This is a genomic window from Rothia aerolata, from assembly GCF_014635585.1.
In the GTDB taxonomy this organism is placed as follows: domain Bacteria; phylum Actinomycetota; class Actinomycetes; order Actinomycetales; family Micrococcaceae; genus Rothia; species Rothia aerolata.
In genome coordinates this window covers 375,645-402,444 of sequence record NZ_BMDC01000001.1, presented here as the reverse complement: position 1 = coordinate 402,444, position 26,800 = coordinate 375,645, and the positions used below count along the sequence as shown (strand labels likewise).

Genomic DNA, 26,800 nt, shown 5'->3' with positions numbered 1-26,800 from the left:
CCTTACCCGTGGGTAACATGCATTACACTCGGCTTGGCAATCCGGGAGCCTGGCTGTTAGGGGTTTTGCCCTTGGAGCGAGTAGGCTTTAAGAGACTGAATGTAAACCCGGTTCACCCGGTATCCGTGCTCATCTAAGGAGAGTTAATGGCTCGCAAGGCTTCACTGTCAGGTTTTCCAGAACTGCTTCCCGAGGAACGCCTGGTGGAGAACCACGTTCTTGATACCCTGCGCGAGACCTTTGAACTGCACGGTTTCTCCAACATTGAGACTCGCTCGGTTGAGACCGTAGACCAGCTACTGCGCAAGGGCGAGATTGATAAAGAGGTGTACGGTATCTCTCGCTTGCTCGACGACGAAGCCGACTTGGTGCCGTCCAAGAAGGAAAAAGAGAAGCTGGCCCTGCACTTTGACTTGACCGTGCCCTTCGCCCGCTACGTGGTGGAAAACGCCGGCTATCTGAACTTCCCCTTCATGCGCTATCAGATGCAGAAGGTCTGGCGCGGGGAGCGCCCCCAGGACGGTCGCTTCCGCGAGTTCACCCAGGCAGATGTTGACGTGGTGGGTGACGGCGCGCTGGACTTCCGCTATGACGTGGAGCTCGCTCTGGTGGTGGTTGATGCGCTTTCCAAGCTGAAGATTGGCGATTTCAAGCTGCGCGTGAATAACCGCAAGCTCTCCGAGGGTTTCTACAAAGGCATTGGTCTAGACGACACCGCCGGCGTGCTGCGCTCCATCGATAAGCTTGAGAAGATCGGTGCCGAGGCTGTGGCCCAGCTGCTCAAGGATGAGCTGGGCGCCACCGATGAGCAGGCTCAGGCAGCGCTGGCCCTGGCCCAGATTCGGGCAGAAGATACCTCTTTTGTGGAGCAGGTGCGCGCGCTGGGTGTTGAGCACGAGTTGCTGGAACAGGGCCTGATCGAGCTTGAAACCGTGGTGGGCCAGGCTGCCAAGCGGGCGCCGGGTAGGGTCATTGCCGATCTCTCTATTGCCCGCGGGCTGGACTACTACACCGGCACCGTCTATGAGACCGTGCTGGTGGGCCACGAGAAGCTCGGCTCTATCTGCTCGGGCGGCCGTTACGAGTCCCTGGCTTCTAACGGTAAGCGCACCTTCCCGGGCGTGGGTCTCTCCATTGGCGTGACCCGCCTGGTCTCCCGCATTATTGCTGAGAACATGGCAAGCGCTAGCCGCAAGGTTCCCACCGCCGTCTACATTGCCCTGACCAACGATGAGATGTGGGCAGATGCCCAGGATATTGCCGTTGCCCTGCGCGACCGCGGTATCGCCTGCGAGGTTTCGGCTAATGCCGCTAAGTTCGGCAAGCAGATTAAGTACGCTGAGAAGCGTGGAATCCCCTTCGTCTGGTTTACCTCCAAGGACGACGCGGGTCAGCTGGTGCACGAGGTCAAAGACATTCGTTCGGGCGAGCAGGTATCTGCTGACCCCGCTTCATGGGTACCGGCAGATGACGATTTGCATGTTCAGGTCACAGCCGCTGAATAAGGTACTCGGGCTTCAAAACCGCTAAAATAGCTCAAGAATTTGATAAAAACCCTCGCTGTTGAACCCAAGGAGAGCGGGGAAGGAAAGGACTCACGTGCTACGCACCCACACCCTCGGTGAACTCACCGCCGCCAACATTGGCGAAACCGTAACCCTGACCGGCTGGGTTTCCCGCCGCCGTGACCACGGCGGTGTTGCTTTCGTTGATTTGCGTGACCGCGAAGGCGTAACCCAGTGCGTGTTCCACAATGAAGCTGACTTTGATGCCCTGCGCAACGAGTACGTGCTTAAGGTGACCGGTGAGGTAACCAAGCGCCCCGAGGGTAACGAGAACCCCAACCTGACCACCGGCGAAATCGAGGTTGAGGTTAAGGAAACCGAGGTGCTGAACACCGCAGCACCCCTGCCCTTCCAGATCGACGAGCACGTTGAGGTGGGTGAGGAAGCCCGTCTGCGCTACCGCTACCTGGATCTGCGGCGTCCTGAGCCTGCCCGACTGATGCGCCTGCGTTCCGAGGCCAACCGCGTGGCTCGTGAGGTTCTGGCGGCTGACAAGTTCACCGAGGTGGAAACTCCCACCCTGACCCGCTCCACCCCCGAGGGTGCCCGCGACTTCCTGGTGCCTGCCCGCCTGGCTCCCGGTTCATGGTACGCCCTGCCCCAGTCACCCCAGCTCTTCAAACAGCTGCTGCAGGTGGGCGGTATCGAGAAGTACTACCAGATTGCCCGCTGCTACCGCGACGAAGACTTCCGCGCTGACCGCCAGCCCGAGTTCACCCAGCTGGACATTGAGGCATCTTTCGTAGACCAGGAAGACATTATCGACCTGGGTGAGCGCATTGTTGAGGCCGTGTGGAACCTGATTGACGTTAAGGTTCCCCGCCCCATCGAGCGGATTACCTACAAGGACGCCATGGAGAAGTACGGCTCTGACAAGCCCGATCTCCGCTTTGGCCTGGAACTGACCGAGCTGACCGACTACTTCAAGAACACCACCTTCCGCGTCTTTAAGGCCCCCTATGTGGGTGCGGTTGTGATGCCCGGCGGTGCCTCCCAGCCCCGCCGCACCCTCGATGCCTGGCAGGAATGGGCCAAGCAGCGCGGTGCTAAGGGTCTTGCCTACGTTCTGATTCAGGAGGACGGCGAGCTGACCGGCCCCGTTGCCAAGAACATCACCGATGAAGAGCGTGAAGGCCTGGCAGAGGCTACCGGTGCCCAGCCCGGCGACTGCATCTTCTTTGCCGCTGGTACCGCCAAGGAATCCCGTGCCCTGCTCGGCGCTGCTCGCGTGGAAATCGGCCACCGCACCGGTTTGATTAAGGACGGCGACTGGTCCTTCGTGTGGGTGGTGGACGCTCCCATGTTTGAACCCGCTGCCGACGCAACCGCATCAGGTGACGTAGCACTGGGTAACTCCGCTTGGACCGCCGTGCACCACGCCTTCACCTCGCCCAAGCCCGAGTTCCTCGATACTTTTGACCAGGAACCCGGTGAGGCTCTGGCTTACGCCTACGACATCGTCTGCAACGGTAACGAAATTGGTGGCGGCTCTATTCGTATCCACCGTAAGGACGTTCAGGAGCGAGTCTTCAACGTCATGGGCATTGGTGAAGAAGAGGCCCAGGAGAAGTTCGGCTTCCTGCTGGACGCATTCTCCTTCGGTGCACCTCCCATGGGCGGTATCGCATTTGGCTGGGACCGCGTGCTCCAGCTTCTGGGCGGCACCGACTCCATCCGCGACGTCATTGCCTTCCCCAAAACCGGCAACGGTTTCGACCCGCTCACCGCGGCACCTGCCCCCATTACTGCCCAGCAGCGTAAGGAAGCAGGCGTGGACTTCAAGCCTAAGAAGGACGAAAAGAAAGACGCATAAATCGCGTTAGAACTTTCTGTCTCTCAAGACTGAAATCGGGGGAGCGTGCCGCCCAAACTGCTCTAGGCTGATAAGCCTCAGGGGAATTCGGGCGGTACACTCTCCCGATTTTTATCTAAGTTCTTCAACTTCAATACTCCTTCGCAAACAGAAAAGTGGCTACAAGAAGCTGCTTGCGAGATTAAAGGTGGTCAATAATTATGCGCGTGGTTCTTCAGAGAGTAACTGAGGCTCAGGTTGAAGTAGAGGGAAAAATCGTGGGCCAAATTCAGGGGCCTGGGCTGGTAGCTCTGGTAGGAATTACCCACGACGACGGTGAGGCTGAAATCAATAAGCTGGCGGAGAAGACCCTCAACCAGCGCATCTTTGAGGGGGAGAAGTCAGCTTCAGATCTTGGGGCACCGGTATTGGCCATTAGCCAGTTCACCCTCTATGCCGATATGAAGAAGGGCCGTAGGCCCTCCTGGTCTAAGGCGGCACCCGGCCCTATCTCCGAACCTCTCTATGAGCAATATGTGGAAAAGCTCAGGGAGCTGGGAGCTCGGGTTGAAACCGGAATCTTCGGCGCTGAGATGAAAGTGAGCCTGACCAATGACGGGCCGGTGACTCTCATTTTAGACTCAGAAGACCTGCTTTAAACCTGCAAAAATAAAGTCTTTCAATCAGAGGAAAAACCGTGCCAGACCTCTTCGACACCCTCGATGACCCCGAAGAAACTCCCGAGCCCACCCGGGCGCGGGCACCTCTGGCTGTTCGAATGCGCCCGCGGAATCTCAACGAGATTGTGGGGCAAAAGCACCTGCTCCATGCGGGTTCGCCCCTGCGTGTTCTGGCAGGTGAGGGTGGAAATACCCCCGCCAATGCCCAGTCGGTGATTCTTTGGGGGCCTCCCGGCACCGGTAAAACCACCCTTGCCAACGTGATTGCCCGCTCGGGCGGGCGCAAGTTTGTGGAGCTCTCGGCTATTACCGCCGGCGTCAAGGACGTGCGGGCGGTGATGGAGCAAGCTCTGCAAGACCGCGACCTGCTGGGCGTGACCACGGTTTTGTTTCTCGATGAGATTCATCGGTTCACCAAGGCCCAGCAGGATGCCCTGCTACCCGGAGTTGAAAACGGCTGGGTCATCCTGATTGCCGCCACCACCGAGAACCCTTCTTTCTCGGTGATTTCACCCCTGCTTTCGCGCTCCATTCTGCTAACGCTAACCGGTCTCAACGATGAAGATATTCTGGAACTTCTGGAAAGAGCTGTTGCTGATTCCCGTGGGCTGAGGGGTGAGGCGGTTCTGTCTGATGAAGCGCGGGACCACCTGGTGCGCACGGCGGTAGGGGACGCCCGCAAGGCGCTGACCTCCCTGGAAGCCGCGGCGGCTGTAGCCTTTGGACGCGCGGCTGCTGAAGTTTCTGAGGACGGCGAGGGGGAGTCTGCTAGCGGCGAGCCGGTTGAGATCACTCTTGAAGATGCCCAGCAGGCCCTCAACCAGGCATCGGTGCGCTACGACAAAAATGGCGACCAGCACTACGACGTCATTTCGGCCTTTATCAAGTCAATCCGCGGCTCCGATGTTGATGCTGCCCTGCACTATCTGGCGCGTATGATTTCGGCGGGGGAGGACCCCCGCTTTATCGCCCGCCGCCTGGTGGTTCATGCCAGTGAAGATATTGGTATGGCTGACCCCACCGCCCTCACCTCGGCGGTCAATGCGGCCCAGGCCGTTCAGCTCATCGGTATGCCCGAGGCCCGTATCAATCTTGCCCAGGCAACCATCCACCTAGCGACCGCCCCCAAATCAAACGCCGTCATTACCGCTATTGATGAGGCGCTGGCAGACGTTAAAGCCGGCGGTGCCCGCCCGGTTCCCCTGCACCTGCGCGATGGTCACTACGGGGGAGCCGCCCAGTTCGGGCACGGGGTGGGCTACGTCTACCCCCACGACGTTGAGTTTTCTGTAGCGGCCCAGCAGTACCTTCCCGATGAGTTGGAGGGCAGAACCTACTATCGGCCCACGACTAACGGGGAAGAGAAAAGGGTCAAAACCAGGCTTGAGAAGATTTTTCGGATTTTGAAGGGACGATGAGGCCTTAACGACCGTCAAAAACTATGAAGATTCTCATATGGCAAGATAGGCATGATATTTGAACCAGTTGGTTGAAATAATGGGTTTATTCTAGCAATATCAATGAGAAATCTTCTTCGGCTCCCTACCCCCAACCTTAGAGACTATGACTGAGAAAATTTCGCGCCGCACTTTGACCAAGGGCATGGCCTGGTCTGTCCCCGTTATTGCAGCTACCTCGGCAGTGCCTGCCTATGCCGCCTCCTATTGCTCCACCGAAAACCAGGCCCGGATTGACAGAGCTTTTACTGAGGCTGCCGCCATGTATCAGTGCAACGGCCAGCCATCTCAGCTGGAAATTAACGTTTACCAGCCTGTTGGGGCTATCAACGGCTATGTTGCCGGCACGGCGATTAACGTGAGAAACATTTCAGGCTGCGACCAGGTCTTTACCGAAGATAACCCCTTGCATTTGACCGTTGAAATCCTCAATAACAATGTCATCGATAACGTGGGGCGCGGTCTGGCGGTTCCCTCAACCTCAAACGGTACTCTCACCTATGAGGACTTCGGCAGCATGGCAAATAAGCCGGTGGGAACAGTGCAGCGCAGAATCGAATGGTATTTCGTAGGAACTCTCAGGGACGGCGCTGAGGAAGACCTAGCCGTTAGTTTCGGTGACGGCGCTACCGGTGTAGGCCGTTGGACGAACTACATGGTGATTACTCCCGGAGAGACCTCGGGCGCACCCACCTACGATTCGCTCAACCTTTCCAATGAAGAGTGCCGCGAATACTTTGACGCCAAGATGGAAACCTGGGTTCCCACCGTGAACTGGGTTTTCCGAGGCCGAGGCGATGCCACCTATCCCATTCCCTACGGATCCGGTATCGATACCCGCGTTACCGGTAACCACTCATCAGGGGTAGGTTCTAATTCTCAGGACGGCATCTGGTAAGCGCCAAGAAACCGGTGTTAGTGAAAGCACTAGCACCGGTTTTCTTTAATGGCTGACAAAGGCAGGCGAAAACTGTAAGCTTGAAACTTGGCTGGCAAGCACGCCAAAACGCACCCTTAATGGAAACAGACAGGGTGATCACCGACGTGTTGTAGTTCTCCGGTGCGGCTGCCGGAAACTCTCCACCGCACAAATTCGTGTGCGGTATGAAGGTAGGAGGCCAGTTCACACAGAAAAAATGAACCCCAGCGCATCCGTTTTGCTTGGGTTCAACCGCTATGAAAGGCAAATTGTGGCAAGCAATTACCGTACCCGCCGCACTGTGCGTCACTCACGCGCACTCGGCATCGCACTGACCCCCAAGGCAGAGAAGTACTTCGAGCGCCGTCCTTACGGCCCCGGCCAGCACGGCCGCGCCCGCAAGAAGGCTGACTCCAACTACGCAGTTCAGCTGCGTGAGAAGCAGCGTCTGCGCGCTCAGTACAACATCCGCGAGGCTCAGATGCGCCGTGCATACCTGGAAGCAAAGCGTCTTGAAGGCCAGACCGGTAAGAACCTGGTTGAAATCCTCGAGACCCGCCTCGACGCGCTGGTTCTGCGCGCAGGTTTCGCACGCACCATCGCTCAGGCTCGTCAGCTGGTTGTGCACCGTCACATCATGGTTGACGGCGTTCGTGTTGACCGCCCCTCCTTCCGCGTGAAGCCGGGCCAGCTCATCCACGTACACCCCAAGTCTGAGAAGATGACCCCGTTCCAGATTGCAGCAACCGGTGAGCACCAGGCAGTTCTGCCCGACACCCCTGCATACCTGAACGTTGAGATCGAAAAGCTTCACGCAAAGCTCGATCGTGCACCCAAGCGCGAAGAAGTACCCGTGATCTGCGAAGAGCAGCTCGTGGTTGAATACTACTCACGCCTTGCATAATTAAAGCGTCTGAGGAGGGCTCGTGCCGTTGGGTGCGAGCCCTCCTTTGTGTCTTGAGTTCTTTAAGTATGTACCGGCGTACGGTAGGATTGTTATCAAATCGTGTTCTAAGTTTCGAATAAGCGGGGGAGTCCTGTGACAGGTGGAGACATAGCGGGTCTGATTGCCGCAGCAGTTTTTGCAATTCTCGTTGCTCTGCTGGCTCTGCCCATCATCAAACTTGGTAAGGTCTTTGATGAACTCACCGCAACCATTAAGTCTCTCAACAGCGAGGCAACCCCGCTCTTGGGGGAGGTCACCAAAACCGTTTCCACCACCAATGCCCAGCTGGCTAAGGTAGAAGACATCACCAATAACTTCTCCGATGCCTCAGCCAACGTCTCAGCCCTGTCTTCTCTTGTGAGCTCAACCGTTGGCCAGCCCCTGATTAAGGTGGCCTCCTTCTCGCACGGTTTGCGCAAGGCCATGAAGCAGGACGGCGCCGGCGCAGCTGAGAACTCCGGGGCAACGAGCACACCAAAGGCAGGCCCGTGGGAATCCTAGACCGCGCTATTAGGCAGGCAGCAGATTTTAGGGACAGAGTGAAAGCGGGAATGTCTGAGCGCGAGACAGAGCTTAAAGAACAGTATGGTCTGCGCACTCAGCCCAAGACCAAAATCAAGCAGGTAGATGAGAAAACCCGCCCGGCGGCGTCCCGCCTACCAGAAGATACTCAGAACACTCAAGCAAAAATTCGAGAACGAATCGCCCGCGATCGGGCGCTAGGTGAAGACTTTTTCGCCTAATCTTGAACATTAGGTTTTAGTACACAACGAAGGAAAAGGAACAAAAGTTTCATGCTTTCACAGGAAATTTCAAAGCGCTGGCTTGAATTCTTCAAGGATCGCGGCCACACCGTGATCCCCAGCGCTTCCCTGGTTTCCAATCAGCCCGGTGCAATGTTCACCATCGCCGGCATGGTTCCCTTTATCCCTTACTTCCTGGGGCAGGAGACCCCCGAATTTTCGCGTGCGACTTCTGTTCAGAAGTGCATCCGCACCCTGGATATTGACGAGGTGGGCAAGACTGCCCGCCACGGCACCTTCTTCCAGATGGCAGGTAACTTCTCCTTCGGCGACTACTTCAAGGCTGAGGTTATTCCCTGGGCCTACGAGCTGCTGACCACCTCGGTTGATCAGGGTGGCTTTGGTCTTGACCCCGAGCGCCTGTGGGTGACTGTCTACGAGGGCGACGACGAAGCCTACGATATTTGGACCAACAAGGTCGGTTTCCCCGCCGAGCGCATTCAGAAGATGGGCATGGGTGAGAACTACTGGTCAACCGGTCAGCCCGGCCCCGCTGGCCCCGACTCCGAGATTTTCTACGACCGCGGCCCGGCCTACGGTAAGGACGGCGGCCCGGCGGTAGATGACGACCGCTACATCGAAATCTGGAACCTGGTCTTCATGCAGTACCAGCGCGGTGAGGGCACCGGCAAGGATTCCTTTGAGATTCTCGGTGAGCTGCCCAAGAAGAACATCGATACCGGTCTGGGTGTAGAGCGCCTGGCCATGCTGCTACAGGGTGTTGAGAACTTCTACGAGACCGACCAGGTGCGCCCTGTGCTCGATGCCGCCTCTAAGCTCTCCGGTAAGAAGTACCACGGTTCTGAAAACGCTGATGACGAGGGCTATGAGGACGACGTGCGTATGCGCGTGGTGGCAGACCACATCCGTTCCTCCCTGATGCTGATTGCCGACGGCGTGACCCCCTCCAACGAGGGCCGCGGCTACATTCTGCGCCGTCTCATGCGTCGCGCGATTCGCGCCATGCGCCTGCTGGGCGTTACCGAGCCCTGCCTGCCCGTGCTCTTCCCGGCCTCCCGCGATGCTATGGGCGGTGCCTTCCCCGTGGTCATCAACGATTTCGAGCGTATCTCCCGCATCGCCTACGCCGAAGAAAAAGCCTTCCTGCGCACCATCGAGTCAGGCACCGAGCGCCTGGACGAGGCTGTGAAACACGCTAAGGCATCGGGTCAGGCAATGGTCTCCGGTGAAGAGGCCTTTACCCTGCACGATACCTACGGTTTCCCCATCGACCTCACCCTGGAAATGGCTGAGGAAGCCGGCGTTAAGGTAGACGAGAAGGCCTTCCGCGAACTGATGGAAGAGCAGCGCCACCGCGCCCAGGCAGACGCCAAGGCTAAGAAGGGTGCCCACGCTGACCTCTCCGCTTTCCGCGAGCTGGCCGACGAACGCGGCTCAATCTTCACCGGCTACGACGAGCTCAAGACCGAAACCACCCTGCGGGCTATTCTGGTAGACGGTGCCACCGTGCCCGCCGCTAAGGCAGGGGATAAGGTTGAGATTGTTCTGGACGAGACCCCCTTCTACGCTGAGGCCGGTGGCCAGGCAGCAGATACCGGCACCATCTCCGGCAACGGCTTTATCATTGACGTCTCCGACGTTCAGCAGCCGGTCAAGGGCCTGAGCGTGCACCGCGCCGTCGTCCGCGAGGGTGAAGTAGCAACCGGCGCTACCGTTACCGCCCACGTGAATGAACAGCGCCGTTTTGACGGTGAAAAGGCCCACTCCGGTACCCACATCATCCACGCCGCCCTGCACCAGGTTCTGGGCAACGAAGCTACCCAGCGAGGCTCCTTCAACAAGGAGGGCTACCTGCGCTTTGACTTCGCCTGGAACGAGGGACTCTCCGAGTCCGCCAAGCAGGAAGTGGAGGAAGTCGCCAACACCGCAATCCGCGACAACCTGCAGACCGTCACCCGAGAAATGCCCCTGGCAGAAGCTAAGAAGCTGGGTGCTATGAGCCTCTTCGGTGAGAAGTACGGCGACATAGTGCGCGTGGTGGAGATTGGTGGAGACTTCTCCCGCGAGCTCTGCGGTGGTACCCACGTTGGTTCCTCCGCTGAGATTGGCTCACTGAGCCTGCTCACCGAGCAGTCGGTTGGTTCGGGTAACCGCCGTGTTGAAGCGCTGGTTGGTCTGGACTCCTTCAACCACCTGGCGGCCGAGCGCACCCTGGTGAACCAGCTGACCTCCATGATGAAGGTGCAGAAGTCTTCCGACCTACCCGCCAAGCTCACCGAAACCCTTGATAAGCTCAAGCAGGCTGAGAAGGAGCTAGAGAAGCTGCGTAAGGAGAAGCTGCAGGCCCAGGCTGGCAAGCTCACCGAGTCAGCCGAAACCATCGGTTCCGTGCGCGCCCTGCTGCACAACGCCGGTGAACTCTCGGCTAACGTGGTACGCGAACTGGCTCTTGACCTGCGCAACCGCCTCGGCGCTGAGGCTGCCGTGGTTGCCGTTTGCGGTGTCAACAATGGCCGCCCCGTGATTCTGGTGGCCACCAATGAGGCCGCCCGCGAGGCCGGCGTCAAGGCCGGTGCCCTGGTGCGCGTTGCTGCCGGAGTGCTCGGCGGTGGCGGCGGCGGTAAGGACGACGTCGCCCAGGGCGGTGGCCAGGATCCGGCTAAGATCGACGACGCTTTTGCGGCAATTCGTACCGCGATTGCAGAAAGCTAAGCCGAGCCGGTGAGCTTTACACGAGGTGTACGCATGGGAGTCGACGTGGGCAATGCCCGCGTCGGCCTCGCCCTGTGCGACCCCGACGGTATTCTGGCAACCCCGCTGAAAACTTTGCGCCGTGACCTCAAGAAGAATTCAGACCGCAGGGTGTTGCGGAAGCTTCTTGAGGTACACGACGTCACCGAGATTTTTGTGGGCTTGCCCAAGACCATGAGGGGCGGCGAAAGCGCCTCAACAGAAATGGCCCGTGACTATGCCTTGCAGCTCAAACGCGAACTGCTGGCAGAGAACCGTGACCTACCCATCTGGCTCGTTGACGAGAGGCTGACCACGGTGAGCGCTCATCGTTCCCTCCACGAGGCGGGTGTCTCTTCCCGAGACTTTAAAACTATGGTGGATCAGGTGGCAGCGGTGAATATTCTGCAATATTCTTTGGATTCCATCAAAGCCGGTCACTCCTTACCCGGCACTCAGGTTGAAATCGAAGACGAAATCCCCACGTCAGTTACTGAACACGCTGAGCCTGCTGAGAACGAATTAGACGAGACGGAGAACCCCGAGTGAGCGATTTTACGAACTCGAGACATTCCAAGCGTGATGAGGGACCCGAAAACCTCAGTATGCTTTTGAGCTCAACTGAAGAAGATGAGCGAGAGGGCTTTCTCGGCCTAACGGTAGAGCACGAGGAATTGACTGACGAGGAACGCCGCCGCATCCACAAGCGCCGCCGAAATACCCTGATTACCGCCATGCTGGTCTTCGGTGTTGCGCTGGTGCTTATCGTTGCTGTGCTGGCTCCCCAGTACGGCTGGTTCAAGCGTAAAGATTACCGCGGCGACGGTAACGGCACCGAGGTTTCTTACTCGGTGGATTCGGGTGTCTCGATGTACCAGATTGCCGCTGACCTGGAGAACCGTGGAATCATTGCAGATGCTAACCGTTTCGTTGAGACCTATAACGATATGGGCGAGGATCTCTTTATTCAGCCCGGCGACTACCAGCTTCAGGAGAAGATGAGCAGCGAAGCAGCTCTTAACACCCTGCTTCAGTTGGATCGGGCAGATCAGATTTATGTAGCGGTCAACCAGACCCTGCGTATGAACGAAACCTTCGACAATCTCTCAAAGACCACCGGTATTCCGGTCGGTGAGTTCAACAAGCTCAATGATAATCTTGAGCAGTTTGGTATTCCCTCTCAGTTCCCCACCCTAGAGGGCTGGCTGCATCCCGGTGAGTACCATTTTGATCCCGATGCTTCTGCAACCGAGATTGTACAGACCATGGTTGATCGCACCAAGCAGGATCTAGCTGATGCAGGTGTTGAAGGTGATGACCGTATCTTCCACGTGCTCACCGTTGCGTCGATTCTAGAATTTGAGGGCATTCCCTCTGACTACGCTCCCATTGCGGGCGCTATTGAAAACCGCATGAACAACCCCGAGGGTGAAACCGGCGGTTACCTCCAGTCCGACGCCACCGTGGCCTACGGCCTGGGAGAGAAAACCTACGAGCTCACCACCGAGCATAAGAACGATCCTGACAACAAGTACAACACCTTCTACTACAAGGGTCTGCCCGCAGGCCCCATTGGCTCACCAGCTATTGATGCGGTGAGGGCGGCAGCTAACCCCGATGACAACAACTACTACTTCTGGGTGACCGTCAACCTCGATACCGGCGAAACCAAGTTTGCCGAGACCTACGAGGAACACGAGAAGAACGTTGAGGCATACCAGCAGTGGTGTAGCGACAACGAAGGTAAGTGCTCCTAATGTCTGACTTCGAGTTCGACTCGGCTCTACTATCGGGTGGTCAAGCCTTTGTGCTGGGCCACCCGGTTGAGCATTCACTCTCACCGGATTTGCACACCGCCGCCTACCGCTTTCTTGGCCTGGATATCAGCTACCGGCGGCTCGATACCGTTGAAGACCAGCTGCCCGAGCGGTTTGCGATGGCTCAGAGCCAAAGGAATGTTCTGGGCTTCTCCTGCACCATGCCACTCAAGAGCGCCGTCAAAAAGTTTTTGGACGAGCAGACCGACTTTGCGCAGGCGGTGGGAGTGGTCAATACGGTCTATTGGCGTCAAGGGCAGGACGCCGCCCCTAAAGTTTGCGGCCACAACACCGATGTCTCGGGGATAGTCAACGCCCTGGATTGGGCGGGTGCCTCAGAGCAACAGAGCATTCGCGCGGCTATTGTAGGCGGGGGAGGCACCGCCACCTCGGCGGTGGCTGCCCTGCGCGTTTTGGGCGCTAGCTCAATTGACGTATTTGTTCGCTCCGAAGCCCGTGCTCAGCGGGTGAAAGAGGTAGCAGAGCGAATCGGCGTTCTCTTGAACTTCTATCCGCTGGATTCTTTCCCGGCTCACAGTGCCGGTTACACCACCGCGGTCTCCACGCTGCCTGCCGGTGCAGCAGATCCCTTGGCGGAGCAGATGCAGACTCCGCTGAATGGAGCCCTGCTGGATGTTTCCTATGACCCCTGGCCTTCAGCCATTGCCCTGCGCTGGCAAGAGCTGGGAGGTTCTGTGGTTTCGGGCAAAGACATGCTCATGTACCAGGCGGTTGACCAGGTGAAGCTGTTTATTGGCCTGAGCCCCGAAGACCGGCTGGACGATGAGCTTCAGATGATTAATTCCATGTGCGCTGCCATCGGGCTAGAGGAGCGAACCCGTCTGCCCCAGACGGTCTCTTCTATCCGGCAACTTAAGCTTTCCGAGCGCTATCAGTAGCCGGTGTACACAGTGTGACACAGGATTTGAATTATCCTTGCAAGCTTGCGAACCTATATGTAATTGACGATGTTGGCTCAACATCGCCCATAGGTGTAAAGGAAGTAATCCATGTTGCGTTGGCTAACCGCAGGTGAATCACACGGTGAGGCACTGGTTGGAATTATTGAAGGTGTACCTGCCGGGGTAGAATTGACCTCAGAGATGGTGCGCTCTGCTCTTGCCCGCCGTCGTCTGGGTTACGGCCGCGGCGCGCGGATGAAGTTTGAAGAAGATCGGGTTCGCCTTTTGGGCGGTGTGCGCCACGGTAAGACCATGGGCGGCCCCGTTGCCATTGAGATTGCCAACACCGAGTGGCCCAAGTGGCAGGACGTCATGAGTGCAGACCCCGTTGACCCCGCTCTGCTTGAGGGCAAGGCCCGTAACGCTGCCCTCACCAGGCCCCGCCCCGGTCACGCAGATTTTACCGGTATGCAGAAGTACGGCTTCGACGAAGCCCGGCCGGTTCTGGAACGTGCCTCTGCGCGAGAGACGGCAACCCGCGTCGCCCTGGGCGTGGTTGCTGCGCAGATTCTCAAGGCTCTCGGCGTTGAGCTGGTGAGCCACACCACCGCTATCGCCGGTGTAGAAGCGCCCCTGGATGCGCCCCGCCCCAAGCCCTCTGATGTTGAGACGCTCGATGCTGACCCCGTGCGCTGCTTTGACGCGAAGACTTCTGAATCAATGGTGGCAACCATTGACGAGGGTAAGAAGAACGGTGAGACCCTGGGCGGCGTGGTAGAGGTTCTGGCCTACGGTATGCCCCCTGGACTGGGTTCTTTTGTGCACTGGGACCGCCGCCTGGACGCGCGGCTGGCAGCTGCCCTGATGGGTATTCAGGCTATCAAGGGTGTTGAGGTTGGTGACGGTTTCCTCACCGCAGCCCGCCCCGGTACCGCCGCCCACGATGAGATTTCAATCGGGGAGCACGGGGTCACCCGCGACTCTAACCGCGCCGGCGGTATCGAGGGCGGTATGAGCATCGGTGATCTGCTGCGGGTTCGCGCTGCCATGAAGCCCATCGCCACCGTTCCCAAAGCTCTGAAAACCGTTGACACCTCAACCGGTGAAGAAGCCCGGGCCCACCACCAGCGCTCAGACGTTTGTGCAGTGCCGGCAGCCGGCGTGGTGGCAGAGGCTATGGTGGCCCTGGTTCTGGCTGAGGCAGCTCTTGAAAAGTTTGGGGGAGACTCCATTACTGAGACCCGCCGCAACATGGATTCCTACCTGGCCAACATTCCCGAATCCCTGAACTGGGAATCTAATGTGAGCGGTTGGGACGCATAAGCCCTATGCCCCCACACGACTCTTCAGTCTCAGAAACCCCTTCTGCCTCTGTCGATCCGCAACAGGTTCGGGAAATGCAGGAGGGCTTTCTTGACAGACAAAGACCAATCATCATGATTGGGCCCATGGCTGCGGGCAAATCCTACATCGGTTCGCACCTGGCGCGTTTCTACGGCTACAAATTTATCGATGCCGATACCTACTTTGTTGAAAAGTTTGGGCCAATTCCCGATTTTTTTAGAGAACACGGTGAGGCAGCTTTCCGCAGGGCCGAAACCGAAGTGATTCGGGAGGTTCTGGAATCGCCCGCTTTTCGGAACTGTATCTTCTCTCTGGGCGGGGGAGCGCCCATGACCGATTCTGTCGCCGAGATGCTCCGGGGCGAGACGGTAATTTACGTGCAGGTGGACGCCGAGACCGTGCGGCCGCGCATTGAGGGAAATAAGACACGCCCCCTGCTTCAGCCCAACCCGGTGCAACGGTGGAAAGAAATCATGAATGACAGGCGCAGCCGGTATGAGGAACTGGCCAGCTACGTCTTGGATGCACGAGGAAATCCCGGTATTTCACAGATGACTGCCGAGATTCAACAGTTCATTCTTTCTCGAAAGACAAGGAGTAGTAAGTGACCGATCAGGAGATCACTACGCTTAAGGTAACCGGCAAGCAACCCAGCGAGAACTATGACGTTCTGGTGGGGCACAACCTGCTGGGAAAGTTGCCGGGGATTCTGGGCGCCCAGACCCAGCGAATCCTGGTGATTCATCCCCGGGCTCTGCGCTCTACCGGCGAGCTGGTGATGGAAGACCTGCGTAAGGCAGGCTATGAGTCTTTCAGCGCGGAGATTCCCGATGCCGAAGAGGGCAAGCACCTACAGGTTGCAGGTTTCTGCTGGCAGGTGCTGGGCCAGAACGACTTCACCCGCACCGACGCCATTATTTCGGTGGGCGGTGGCGCCGTCACCGACCTGGCGGGTTTTGTCGCCTCCACCTGGCTGCGCGGGGTGAAGGTGGTTCACATTCCCACCACCCTGCTGGGTATGGTGGATGCAGCCGTGGGCGGCAAAACCGCGATCAACACCGCCGAGGGCAAAAACCTGGTCGGAACCTTCTACCCTCCCGCCGCCGTCCTCTGTGAAATCGGCACCCTGCGCACCCTTCCCGAAAACGAATTGCTCACCGGCCTGGCAGAGGTTATCAAGTGCGGCTTCATTGCCGACCCAGAGATTCTGGACATCATGGAGGCCAACCCCGAAAAACTGCGTGACTCCCAGTCAGCGGTAATTCGCGAACTGATCGAGCGCTCTATCGCCGTCAAAGCCGAGATTGTCTCTGCCGACCTACGGGAATCCGGCAGGCGGGAATTCCTCAACTACGGCCACACCCTGGGTCACGCCATTGAGCGGGCCGAACGCTACCAGTGGCGGCACGGGGCAGCGGTTGCTGTAGGCATGGTGTATGCGGCAGAGCTCTCGCTGGCGGCGGGCTACCTCGATGAGGCCACTGTAGACCGCACCCGGAAAATCTGCGAGTCAGTGGGTCTACCCACCACCTACCGGGCAGACCAGTGGCAGAAACTTCTCGAAGCCATGCGCCGGGACAAGAAAACCCGCGGCAACCAGCTGCGCTTCGTGGTACTCGAACGTCTGGGCAAGCCCCGTATCTATGAGGTTCCCGACGACTCAATCCTGATGACGACCTACCTGGAAATCTCTGCTTAGAGTGACATTGGTAAAAAGACACCCCCTTTCGGGCGCGGGCACGTTACAATTGCCAATGAATCATTTGATTATTGATAATTCCACACAAGAAGGAGAGTCGGTTGGCAACTACCAACGACATCAAGAACGGTACCGTACTCAAGATTGACGGCCAGCTCTGGTCTACCATTGAGTTCCAGCACGTCAAGCCCGGTAAGGGTGGCGCTTTCGTTCGCACCAAGCTGCGCAACGTGCGTTCTGGCAAGGTTGTAGACCGCACCTTCAACGCCGGCGCTAAGATTGAGACCGCGACCGTTGACCGCTCTGACTACCAGTACCTGTACCAGGACGGCGATTCCTTCGTGTTCATGGATACCAAGACCTACGATCAGATTAACGTTCCCGAACTGGTAGTGGGCGATGCAGCCAACTACATGCTGGAATCCCAGGTCGCAACCATTGCAATGCACGAGGGTGAGCCCCTCTACATTGAACTGCCCGCATCCGTGGTTCTGGAAATCACCTACACCGAGCCCGGCCTGCAGGGCGACCGCTCCACCGGCGGAACCAAGCCCGCAACCCTGGAAACCGGCGCTCAGATTCAGGTACCCCTCTTCCTGGAGCAGGGCACCAAGGTGAAGGTTGACACCCGCACCGGTGATTACCTGGGCCGCGTTAACGACTAAGTTTAGGACACAGTGAATTCACGCACTAAAGCCCGCCTGAGAGCTCTTGAGGTTCTCTTTGAGGCGGAGCAGAGAAACGACGACATCATGGATGTGCTCGTGCGGCGTCGGATGTACACCTCGGCTCAAATCTCGCCCTATTCCGAGGCGATGGTGCGCGGTGTGCGTGATCATGACGAAGAAATCCGCGAGTACATTGAAACCTACTCACAGGGCTGGACTATGGACCGCATGCCCAGTGTAGACCGCGTGGTGCTTCGACTGGGTGCCTGGGAACTTCTCTTCAATGACGACGTTCCCGACCCGGTAGCAATTTCAGAGGCTACCGGTCTGGTGAAGCTGCTCTCCACCGACGATTCACCCAAGTTCGTGAACGGTCTTCTCGACCGTCTGCGTCAGGTGAAGACCACCCTGCTGGCATAAAACAGGTTGATTCTTGCAGAGGCAACACTTTTGTGTTGCCTCTGTTTGTTTTAAGTAATCTGACCATCTTGGGTCGGTGGGCATGATAAATTATTGAGAAGCAAGCAACCTTTAAGTCCGTCCTGTGAGGCGGGGAAGGAGGCCGGCACATGTCAGATTCAACGGTGCACACCCGCACCATTCTGTCTGTAGCCGACATCGACCGTGCGCTGACTCGAGTTGCGCACGAGATTCTAGAAGGTAACAAGGGCGCCGAAAACCTTGTTCTGATGGGTATTCCCCGTAAGGGAGTTCCCCTGGCTGAGCGTTTGGCAGAAAAGATTGCTCAGACCGATTCTTCTTTTTCAGTTGCCGACTGTCTGGGGCAGTTGGATATCACCATGTACCGCGATGATTTGCGTTCTATTCCCGGGCGTTCCCCGCAACCCACCAAGCTACCTCCCAGCGGTATTGACTCTAAAACCGTGGTGTTGGTAGACGATGTTCTCTTCTCAGGCCGCACCATTCGGGCAGCTTTGGATGCTCTCAACGATTACGGCCGCCCCGCCCTGGTTCGCCTGGCTGTACTCGTTGACCGGGGCCACCGCCAGCTTCCTATTCGGGCTGATCACGTGGGTAAAAATCTACCGACCTCTTCCGATGAGAAGGTTAAGGTCTATCTGAGCGCTCTTGACGGTAGCGAAGACCGGGTAGAGATTATTTCAAAGGCGGGAGACTAAAACGGTGAAGCACCTACTCGATACTCGCGACCTCACCCGCGAAGAAGCCATTAATATTCTCGATACCGCTGACTATATGCGGCAGGTGGGCCTGCGAGAAGTCAAGAAACTTCCCGCCCTGCAGGGCCGCACGGTGGTCAACCTCTTTTTTGAAGACTCAACCCGAACCCGGCTTTCTTTCGAGACCGCAGAGAAGCGCCTCTCCGCCGACGTCATTAATTTTGCGGCAAAAGGATCCTCGGTCTCCAAGGGCGAATCCCTCAAAGATACTGCCCAGACCCTAGCGGCTATCAATGCCGATGCCATTGTGGTTCGCCATTCAGCCTCGGGCGCACCGCAGCGCCTGGCCGAGGCGGGCTGGATTGACGCCCCGATTCTCAATGCCGGTGACGGCACTCACGCCCACCCCACCCAGGCCCTGCTCGATGCCATGACCCTGCGCCAGTTCCAGGAGCAGTCTCGGGGCATCGAAACCCGCGGTGCCGCCCTCGAAGGTATGCGTGTGGCAATCGTGGGCGATATTTTGCACTCGCGGGTGGCCCGGTCTAACCTCTGGCTGCTCACCACCCTGGGAGCAGAGGTTATCTTCGTGGCTCCGCCCACCCTGTTGCCGGTAGACATTGATGACTGGCCCTGCCGGGTTTTCTATAGCCTGGACGAAGCTCTCAAAACCGAGCCCGACGCCGTGATGCTACTGCGAATTCAGAAGGAGCGCATGCAGGCGGCCTTCTTCCCCTCGGGCGAGGAATACACGCGTCTCTGGGGCCTCACCCCCGAGCGTTTCGCCCAGCTTGACTCCGCAGATCACGAGACCGCCATTCTCCACCCCGGTCCTATGAACAGAGGCCTAGAAATCTCGGCTGTTGCCGCTGACTCTGACCGCTCCTGGGTACTCCGCCAGGTCAATAACGGTGTCTCCGTGCGCATGGCGGTGCTCTACCTGCTCATGACCGGCGGAAGCGCTGACGACTTTTACTCGCACTAGAGCCAACACCGAAAGAGAACAACCATGACTGAAAAATATCTCATTCAGAATGCCTCGATTTTGGGGGAGCACACCGCAGACCTGTTGGTTGAGGATGGCAAGATCACCGGTGTTGGTGAGGACTTGGACGCCGCCGGGGCGACCGTCATTGGTGCGACGGGTTTGATTGCCCTGCCGGGCCTGGTCGATTTGCACACCCACCTGCGCGAACCCGGCCTCGAAGATGCCGAAACCGTTGAGACAGGTAGCCGGGCTGCTGCCCTGGGCGGTTACACCGCTGTTTTTGCCATGGCCAACTCCAACCCGGTGGCAGATACCGCCGGTGTGGTGGAGCAGGTCTTTCAGCTGGGGCAGAACTCCGGCTGGGTGCAGGTGCAGCCGATCGGCGCCGTCACCGTTGGCCTGAAAGGGGAGCGCCTTTCAGAAATTGGCGCCATGGCCTCCTCCCGCGCCCAGGTGCGGGTTTTCTCGGACGACGGCATGTGCGTGTGGGATCCTGCGCTGATGCGCCGGGCCCTTGAGTACGTCAAAACCTTCAACGGGGTGATTGCCCAGCACGCCCAGGAGCCCCGTCTGACCGAGGGTGCCCAGATGAACGAGGGTAAGGTTTCCGCAGAACTGGGGCTGGCAGGCTGGCCGGCAGTTGCCGAAGAATCCATCATCGCCCGCGACGTTCTGCTGGCAGAGCACGTGGGCTCCCGCCTGCATATCTGCCACCTCTCCACCAAGGGCTCGGTTGAGATTGTGCGCTGGGCTAAGCAGAGGGGCATTCAGGTGACAGCCGAGGCAACCCCGCACCACCTGCTGCTGACCGACGAGCTGGTGCGCACCTACGACCCGGTCTACAAGGTCAACCCCCCGCTACGCACCGAAGAAGACGTGATGGCTCTGCGCCAGGCGGTAGCCGATGGAACCATTGACATCATCGGCACCGACCACGCACCCCACCCCGTTGAATCCAAGGACTGCGAGTGGGACTGCGCGGCCAACGGCATGACCGGCCTGGAACAGGCGCTGTCGATTATTCAGAAGACCCTGGTAGACACCGACATGATTTCCTGGGCAGATGTTGCTCGAATCATGAGCAGCAAGCCCGCCGAAATTGGTTTGGCAGAGAACCAGGGCCGCCCCCTCGAGGTGGGCGAACCGGCCAATATCGTGCTGGTTGACCCTGCGGCGAAGCGGACTATTAAGCCCGAGGAACAGGCAACCAAGGGCAAGAATAACCCCTACCGCGACCTTGAGGTTCCCGGTGCCGTGGTTGCCACCTTCCTGGGCGGGCACCCCACGGTGCTAGACGGTCAGCTTGCCACCCCCAAAGTCCACTAATTATTCTCGGAAGAAAATCAAAGAAGAAGGTTGAGATGGATCCTAAGCTAGCAACCGCCCTCATCAGCGGCGTCCTGATTGTGATTGCCCTGGCCCTGATCGTCTGGGGCTGGAACAATCGCAAAAAGCGACAGAGCGACTGGGGGAGGCTAGCTGAGGTTCCTGCCCGTTACGAATCCATTGAACCCCTGGCGGTTTTCCCCGGCACCTATGTTGCCACCACCAGCGAGGGCGACTGGCTAGACCGCATAGCCGTTGACTCCCTCGGCTATAAGGCGGTATCCCACTTCTTCGTCTTCAGCGATGCTGTGCTTATCGCCCGCGAAGGAAGCCGGGATATTTGGATTCCTGCCGAAGACCTCACTGGTGCGCGCACCGAGTCCGGTATGAGCGGTAAGTTCGTAGAAAAAGACGGGCTGGTGGTAGTGACCTGGAACTTCAACGGCAAGGCGGTGGACACCGGCTTCCGCACCCGCTACGCAGAAGATAAGGGTTCCCTGCTTGAAGCAATCCAGACAGTTTCAGATCAACCTCTCGCATCTCGATAACCAGATTTCAGCGACACCACGCAGATAAGGAAATTCAACATGACACACCTGGCCAAGAATTCCAGTGTTGCATTGCTCGTTTTGGAAGACGGTACCGTCTTCCAAGGAAAAGCCTACGGCCGGGAAGGAAAGACCCTGGGTGAAGCTGTCTTTTCCACCGGTATGACCGGCTATCAGGAGACCCTAACCGACCCCTCCTACGCAGGGCAGATCGTCGTCCAAACCGCCCCCCACATTGGCAACACCGGCGTGAACGCAGAAGACGCGGAATCCCGCAAGATTTGGGTTGCCGGCTACGTGGTGCGCGATGCAGCCCGCCGCCCCTCTAACTGGCGCTCCGAGCAGAGCCTTGAAGACCACCTGAAAGAGCAGAGCATTGTGGGCATCGAGGGAATTGATACCCGGGCACTGACCCGCCGCCTGCGCAGCTCAGGTTCCATGCGGGCCGGTATCTTCTCTGGTGCTGAGGCCCAGCGCAGCGAGAAGGAGCTTCTCGATGAGGTGCGTTCCTCCGCAGAGATGGCTGGTCAGAACCTGGCAGATTCAGTCTCGATTGACTCCGCCTACGTGATTGAACCCAGTGACCACGGTTTTGAGGGTGAGGTGCGCGGAACCCTGGTGGCTGTGGACCTCGGTATCAAGTCCATGACCCCCGTGCGCTTCGCAGAACGCGGTATTAGGGTGCACGTTGTTCCCGCTACCGTGACCCTGGATGAAATCAACGCTATTGGGCCCGACGGCGTATTCTTCTCCAACGGCCCCGGTGACCCCGCCACCGCAGACACCCAGGTGGAGCTGTTGCAGTCTGTACTGCGCCAGGGCACCCCCTTCTTCGGTATCTGCTTCGGCAACCAGCTGCTGGGCCGGGCCCTGGGCTTTGGCACCTACAAGCTGAAGTTCGGCCACCGCGGTATCAACCAGCCGGTGATGGACCGCACCACCGGCAAGGTGGAAATCACCGCCCAGAACCACGGTTTCGCCGTAGACGCCCCGCTAACCGGCGCCGTCACCGCCCCCAACGCCGAGTTCGGCAAAGTGGAGGTCTCGCACGTGGGCCTCAACGACGACGTCGTGGAGGGTCTGCGCTGCCTGGACATTCCCGCCTTCTCGGTGCAGTACCACCCCGAAGCCGCGGCCGGTCCCCACGACGCCGCCTACCTGTTTGACCGTTTTATCGATTTGATGCTGAGCACCAAAAACTAGTTACGAGTTCAAGGAAAGATAAAGACTATGCCACGCAGAAAAGATCTCAACTCCGTTCTGGTTATTGGTTCTGGCCCCATTGTGATTGGGCAGGCAGCGGAGTTTGACTACTCGGGTACCCAGGCGCTGCGCGTTCTTAAAGAAGAAGGTGTGCGCGTTATTCTGGTGAACTCCAACCCGGCAACCATTATGACCGACCCCGAGTTTGCCGATGCAACCTACATTGAACCCATTACCCCCGAGGTATTGGAGCGGGTGATTGCCAAGGAAGAGCCCGATGCTATTTTGCCGACCCTTGGCGGGCAGACCGCGCTGAACGCCGCCATTGCCCTGGATGAGGCGGGCACCCTCGAAAAGTACGGGGTAGAGCTGATTGGCGCCAACATCGAGGCCATTAACCTCGGTGAAGACCGCGAGGCCTTCAAGGGTGTGGTGGAGCGCGCCGGCGGCGAGTCAGCCCGCTCTGAGATTGTCCACTCCATGGAAGAGGCTCTGGCCGCCGCCGAGAAGCTGGGCTACCCGATGGTGGTTCGCCCCTCCTTCACCATGGGTGGTCTTGGATCGGGTATGGCCTACAACGAAGAAGATCTTTACCGCATTGCCGGTGCCGGTATTCAGTACAGCCCCACCAGCGAGGTACTTCTGGAAGAGTCCATTCTGGGCTGGAAGGAATACGAGCTGGAGATGATGCGCGATAAGAACGACAACGTGGTGGTTGTCTGTTCCATCGAGAACTTCGACCCGGTGGGTGTTCACACCGGCGACTCCATCACCGTGGCCCCGGCGCTGACCCTGACCGACCGCGAGTTCCAGAAGCTGCGCGACATCGCCATCAACGTTATCCGCGAGGTAGGCGTTGATACCGGCGGCTGCAACATCCAGTTCGCTATCGACCCGGCCACCGGCCGCGTGATCGTTATCGAGATGAACCCCCGCGTGTCTCGCTCTTCGGCCCTGGCTTCTAAGGCAACCGGCTTCCCGATTGCTAAGATTGCCACCAAGCTTTCGCTGGGCTACACCCTGGACGAAATCCCCAACGACATCACCCAGAAGACCCCCGCTTCCTTCGAGCCGACCCTTGACTACGTGGTGGTTAAGGTTCCCCGCTTTGCCTTTGAGAAGTTCCCGGCGGCTGACCCCACCCTAACCACCACCATGAAGTCAGTGGGCGAGGCCATGGCTCTGGGCCGCAACTTCACCGAGGCCCTGCAGAAGGCCATGCGGTCGCTGGAACAGAAGGGCTCAGCTTTCTCCTTTGCCCCGGTGAAGGACGACGAATCGGTGGAGGAGCTGCTGGAGGCTATCAAGACTCCCACTACCGAGCGGATTCACCAGGTTCAGCGGGCACTCTTTGCCGGTGCCAGCGTTGAGCAGGTTTTTGAGGCGACCAAGATTGACCCCTGGTTCCTCGACCAGCTGGTGCTGCTCAACGAGGTAGCGGCAGAGGTCGCAGACCACAAGAACCTGGATGAGCAGACCCTGACCCTGGCTAAGCGCCACGGCTTCTCCGACGCCCAGATTGCCGAAATCGTGGGCTACCGCGAGGAAGTTGTGCGCGGTATCCGCCACGCTCTAGGTATTCGCCCGGTCTTCAAGACCGTGGACACCTGTGCTGCGGAGTTTGAGGCATTTACTCCCTACCACTATTCTTCCTACGACCAGGAAGATGAGGTGCAGCCCCACGAGAAGCCCTCCATCATGATTCTGGGTTCGGGCCCCAACCGTATTGGTCAGGGTATTGAGTTCGACTACTCCTGTGTGCACGCCTCGATGGTTCTGCGTGAGGCAGGCTATGAGACGGTCATGGTCAACTGCAACCCCGAGACTGTCTCGACCGACTACGACATCTCCACCCGCCTCTACTTTGAACCGCTGACCTTGGAAGACGTGCTGGAAATCGTGGAGTCGGAGCGACGCACCGGCGGCCTGCTCGGCGTCTTCGTGCAGCTGGGCGGCCAGACCCCACTGAAGCTGGCTAAGGAACTCAAGGACGCCGGTATTCCGATTCTGGGTACCACCCCCGAGGCTATTGATCTGGCAGAAGACCGCGGCGAGTTCTCCCGCGTGCTGGAAGAAGCCGGCCTGGTTTCGCCCAAGAACGGCACCGCCTTTACCTTCGAGAGCGCCAAGAAGATTGCCGATGAAATCGGCTACCCCGTGCTGGTGCGCCCCTCCTACGTGCTGGGCGGCCGCGGCATGGAAATCGTCTATGACGAGGCAAACCTGGCCCGTTACCTGGAGAACGCCACCGAGGTCTCACCGTCTCAGCCGGCTCTGATTGACAAGTTCCTTGAAGATGCTGTGGAGATTGACGTCGATGCCCTCTATGACGGGCAGGAACTCTACCTGGGCGGCGTCATGGAGCACATCGAAGAGGCCGGTATTCACTCCGGTGACTCCGCCTGCACCCTGCCCCCGGTTACCCTGAGCCCCGACATTATCTCCCGGGTGAAGGAGGCAACCCGCAAGATCGCTGAGGGCGTGGGTGTAGCCGGTCTGATCAACATCCAGTTTGCGGTGGCCTCTGAGATTCTCTACGTGATTGAGGCTAATCCGCGAGCTTCCCGTACGGTTCCCTTTGTCTCCAAGGCAACCGGCGTTCAGCTGGCCAAGGCAGCGGCGCTGATTGGAACCGGCAAGACCATCGCCGAGCTCAAGGCCGACGGTGTTCTGCCCAAGAATATGGACGGCGCCAGCCTGCCCGATGAGACTCCCATTGCTGTCAAGGAGGCCGTGCTTCCCTTCAGCCGCTTCCGCACTCCCGCCGGTGTGGTGGTGGACTCCCTGCTGGGCCCCGAGATGCGCTCAACCGGTGAGGTCATGGGCCTTGACAAGCACTTCGATACCGCCTTCGCCAAGGCTGAAACCGCTGCCGGGGTTAAGCTCCCCACCTCGGGTAAGGCCTTCGTTTCGGTGTCTAACCGCGACAAGCGCAACTCCATCATCTACGTGAAGATGCTTCAGCAGTACGGCTTCGAGATTGTCTCGACCGGCGGCACCGCCGATGTGCTCAAGCGCAACGGCGTCAAGTCCACCGTTGTATCCAAGATTGCCGAGACCGCTGAGGGGCAGCGCTCCATCGTCGATATGGTGGCAGACGGAGAAATCAACCTGATCTTTAACACCCCCTCGGGTGGTCAGGCCCGCGGCGACGGCTACGAGATCCGCGCGGCAGCCACCTCGGTCGGCTGCCCGATTATGACCACCGTTTCCGAGTTCGGCGCGGCAGTGCAGGCGATCAACGCCCTGCGCGAGTTCACCTGGGACATCCTGAGCCTGCAGGAGCACAGCCGGTCCCTAGAAGCAGCGCAGGCTGAGCGGGGTTCCCATGACTAAGGCTCTCGGTTTCGGGGATCAGCTGGCACTGGCAATGGGGCAGTACGGCCCCTTGTGTGTGGGAGTTGATCCCCATCCCGGCCTGCTGGAGCAGTGGGGACTTGAGGACGACGCCGCTGGGCTGGAGTCTTTCTGTGCAACTGTGCTTGAGGCGGCGGCGGGGCGGGTCGCCCTCCTGAAGCCGCAGGTTGCACTTTTTGAGCGCCACGGCTCTGTTGGCCTGGCGGTGCTGGAGTCGCTGCTGGCTGAGGCCCGCTCTCGGTCGCTGCTGGTGGTAGCCGATGCCAAGCGCGGCGATATTGGTTCAACTATGCAGGCCTATGCCGATGCCTGGCTGGGGGAGAAGTCACCCCTGGCCAGTGATTCGGTAACGCTGAGCCCCTACCTGGGTTTTGAGTCCCTGCGCCCGGCCCTAGATCTGGCCCATGAACAGCAGAGGGGAACCTTTGTTCTAGCGCTGACCTCTAATCCCGAGGGTAAAACCGTGCAGCATGTCGGCGGAGAACGTTCTGTTGCTGCTCAGATTATTGCCTCTGCCGTGGCAGAGAACAATGCCCGGGACTTTCTGAACATGGGGCCCTGCGGTCTGGTAGTGGGGGCTACCGTCGGCAGGGCACTGAAGGAGCTTCAGATAGACCTTTCGACCTTCAACGGCCCTATTCTGGCACCGGGCTACGGTGCTCAGGGGGCCAGTGCCAAAGATCTCTATGCAGTTTTTGCCGGGGTAGAAGACCAGGTAGTGGTCAATTCTAGCCGGGGAATTTTGCAGGCCGGGCCGACAGCTCAAGCTTTGGTAGAGAAAATCGAGGCGGCAAATGCTGACTTAGTTTCGGCGCGGAATAAATAAAAGGCTACAAACTGCCTGAAGAATGTATATTAGGCTCTGTGGTTAGGGGAAATACTTCCTTTACTCATCGGTAATTTATGTATTTTGCCATTAGAGCTGGTAGTTTTAGATACTGCCTGGAGCAAGTGCC

Annotated in this window: 24 protein-coding genes; all 24 read left to right on the top strand. The window is 58.5% G+C overall.

Translation table 11 applies throughout. The features are described from left to right. Window positions 1–146 precede the first annotated feature (146 nt). Complete coding sequence (hisS, locus tag IEV00_RS01715; RefSeq protein WP_188358612.1) at window positions 147–1,505, top strand: histidine--tRNA ligase; 1,359 nt, start codon at window positions 147–149, stop codon at window positions 1,503–1,505. Between the two features lie 94 nt (window positions 1,506–1,599). Then, window positions 1,600–3,378 carry an aspartate--tRNA ligase gene (gene aspS / locus IEV00_RS01710; protein WP_188358611.1) on the top strand — a complete coding sequence of 593 codons (1,779 nt, stop codon included), beginning with the start codon at window positions 1,600–1,602 and terminating at the stop codon, window positions 3,376–3,378. A gap of 200 nt (window positions 3,379–3,578) precedes the next feature. Beyond that, window positions 3,579–4,016 carry a D-aminoacyl-tRNA deacylase gene (dtd, locus tag IEV00_RS01705; RefSeq protein WP_188358610.1) on the top strand — a complete coding sequence of 146 codons (438 nt, stop codon included), beginning with the start codon at window positions 3,579–3,581 and terminating at the stop codon, window positions 4,014–4,016. A 38-nt stretch (window positions 4,017–4,054) separates the two neighbouring features. Beyond that, window positions 4,055–5,455 carry a replication-associated recombination protein A gene (locus tag IEV00_RS01700; protein ID WP_373868213.1) on the top strand — a complete coding sequence of 467 codons (1,401 nt, stop codon included), beginning with the start codon at window positions 4,055–4,057 and terminating at the stop codon, window positions 5,453–5,455. 145 nt (window positions 5,456–5,600) lie between these two features. Further along, window positions 5,601–6,392, top strand: coding sequence for a hypothetical protein (locus IEV00_RS01695; protein ID WP_188358609.1), 792 nt, complete (start codon window positions 5,601–5,603; stop codon window positions 6,390–6,392). A gap of 292 nt (window positions 6,393–6,684) precedes the next feature. Further along, window positions 6,685–7,317: a 30S ribosomal protein S4 gene (gene rpsD, locus IEV00_RS01690; RefSeq protein WP_188358608.1), complete on the top strand. Its 633-nt coding sequence runs from the start codon at window positions 6,685–6,687 to the stop codon at window positions 7,315–7,317. Between the two features lie 135 nt (window positions 7,318–7,452). Then, window positions 7,453–7,860, top strand: coding sequence for a DUF948 domain-containing protein (locus IEV00_RS01685; RefSeq protein WP_188358607.1), 408 nt, complete (start codon window positions 7,453–7,455; stop codon window positions 7,858–7,860). A gap of 50 nt (window positions 7,861–7,910) precedes the next feature. Beyond that, complete coding sequence (locus IEV00_RS01680) at window positions 7,911–8,102, top strand: hypothetical protein (RefSeq protein ID WP_188358606.1); 192 nt, start codon at window positions 7,911–7,913, stop codon at window positions 8,100–8,102. Window positions 8,103–8,153: 51 nt separating this feature from the next. Then, entirely contained in the window at window positions 8,154–10,835 is a 2,682-nt protein-coding gene (gene alaS, locus IEV00_RS01675; protein ID WP_188358605.1) for an alanine--tRNA ligase, read from the top strand. A 33-nt stretch (window positions 10,836–10,868) separates the two neighbouring features. Then, window positions 10,869–11,402, top strand: a complete 534-nt coding sequence (ruvX, locus tag IEV00_RS01670) for a Holliday junction resolvase RuvX (RefSeq protein WP_188358604.1) — start codon at window positions 10,869–10,871, stop codon at window positions 11,400–11,402. A 56-nt stretch (window positions 11,403–11,458) separates the two neighbouring features. Beyond that, complete coding sequence (gene mltG, locus IEV00_RS01665) at window positions 11,459–12,610, top strand: endolytic transglycosylase MltG (protein ID WP_373868212.1); 1,152 nt, start codon at window positions 11,459–11,461, stop codon at window positions 12,608–12,610. Further along, window positions 12,610–13,569, top strand: coding sequence for a shikimate dehydrogenase family protein (locus IEV00_RS01660; protein WP_188358602.1), 960 nt, complete (start codon window positions 12,610–12,612; stop codon window positions 13,567–13,569). The genes mltG and IEV00_RS01660 overlap by 1 nt, the downstream gene beginning before the upstream one ends. A 111-nt stretch (window positions 13,570–13,680) precedes the next feature. Further along, the gene (gene aroC, locus IEV00_RS01655) at window positions 13,681–14,895 is read left to right on the top strand and encodes a chorismate synthase (RefSeq protein ID WP_188358601.1); all 1,215 of its coding nucleotides are present in this window, start codon (window positions 13,681–13,683) and stop codon (window positions 14,893–14,895) included. Between the two features lie 5 nt (window positions 14,896–14,900). After that, window positions 14,901–15,524, top strand: coding sequence for a shikimate kinase (locus IEV00_RS01650; RefSeq protein ID WP_188358600.1), 624 nt, complete (start codon window positions 14,901–14,903; stop codon window positions 15,522–15,524). Next, window positions 15,521–16,615 (top strand): 3-dehydroquinate synthase, encoded by a 1,095-nt coding sequence (aroB, locus tag IEV00_RS01645; protein ID WP_188358599.1) that lies wholly within the window; start codon window positions 15,521–15,523, stop codon window positions 16,613–16,615. The genes IEV00_RS01650 and aroB overlap by 4 nt, the downstream gene beginning before the upstream one ends. A gap of 101 nt (window positions 16,616–16,716) precedes the next feature. Beyond that, a complete protein-coding gene (gene efp, locus IEV00_RS01640) occupies window positions 16,717–17,280 on the top strand; it encodes an elongation factor P (RefSeq protein WP_188358598.1) in 564 nt (187 codons plus the stop codon). A gap of 12 nt (window positions 17,281–17,292) precedes the next feature. Next, window positions 17,293–17,703 (top strand): transcription antitermination factor NusB, encoded by a 411-nt coding sequence (gene nusB, locus IEV00_RS01635; RefSeq protein ID WP_188358597.1) that lies wholly within the window; start codon window positions 17,293–17,295, stop codon window positions 17,701–17,703. Window positions 17,704–17,852: 149 nt separating this feature from the next. Next, window positions 17,853–18,422 (top strand): bifunctional pyr operon transcriptional regulator/uracil phosphoribosyltransferase PyrR, encoded by a 570-nt coding sequence (gene pyrR / locus IEV00_RS01630; RefSeq protein WP_188358596.1) that lies wholly within the window; start codon window positions 17,853–17,855, stop codon window positions 18,420–18,422. Between the two features lie 4 nt (window positions 18,423–18,426). Beyond that, on the top strand, window positions 18,427–19,407 hold the full coding sequence (locus IEV00_RS01625; protein ID WP_188358595.1) for an aspartate carbamoyltransferase catalytic subunit: 981 nt from the start codon (window positions 18,427–18,429) through the stop codon (window positions 19,405–19,407). Window positions 19,408–19,431: 24 nt separating this feature from the next. Then, complete coding sequence (locus IEV00_RS01620) at window positions 19,432–20,736, top strand: dihydroorotase (RefSeq protein WP_188358594.1); 1,305 nt, start codon at window positions 19,432–19,434, stop codon at window positions 20,734–20,736. A 35-nt stretch (window positions 20,737–20,771) separates the two neighbouring features. Continuing rightward, the gene (locus IEV00_RS01615) at window positions 20,772–21,284 is read left to right on the top strand and encodes a PH-like domain-containing protein (protein ID WP_188358593.1); all 513 of its coding nucleotides are present in this window, start codon (window positions 20,772–20,774) and stop codon (window positions 21,282–21,284) included. A 39-nt stretch (window positions 21,285–21,323) separates the two neighbouring features. Beyond that, on the top strand, window positions 21,324–22,487 hold the full coding sequence (gene carA, locus IEV00_RS01610; RefSeq protein WP_188358592.1) for a glutamine-hydrolyzing carbamoyl-phosphate synthase small subunit: 1,164 nt from the start codon (window positions 21,324–21,326) through the stop codon (window positions 22,485–22,487). A gap of 27 nt (window positions 22,488–22,514) precedes the next feature. Continuing rightward, window positions 22,515–25,823: a carbamoyl-phosphate synthase large subunit gene (gene carB / locus IEV00_RS01605; RefSeq protein WP_188358591.1), complete on the top strand. Its 3,309-nt coding sequence runs from the start codon at window positions 22,515–22,517 to the stop codon at window positions 25,821–25,823. Beyond that, window positions 25,816–26,670 carry an orotidine-5'-phosphate decarboxylase gene (gene pyrF / locus IEV00_RS01600; RefSeq protein WP_188358590.1) on the top strand — a complete coding sequence of 285 codons (855 nt, stop codon included), beginning with the start codon at window positions 25,816–25,818 and terminating at the stop codon, window positions 26,668–26,670. Before carB ends, pyrF begins: the two co-directional genes overlap by 8 nt. The last annotated feature ends 130 nt before the right edge of the window (window positions 26,671–26,800 follow it).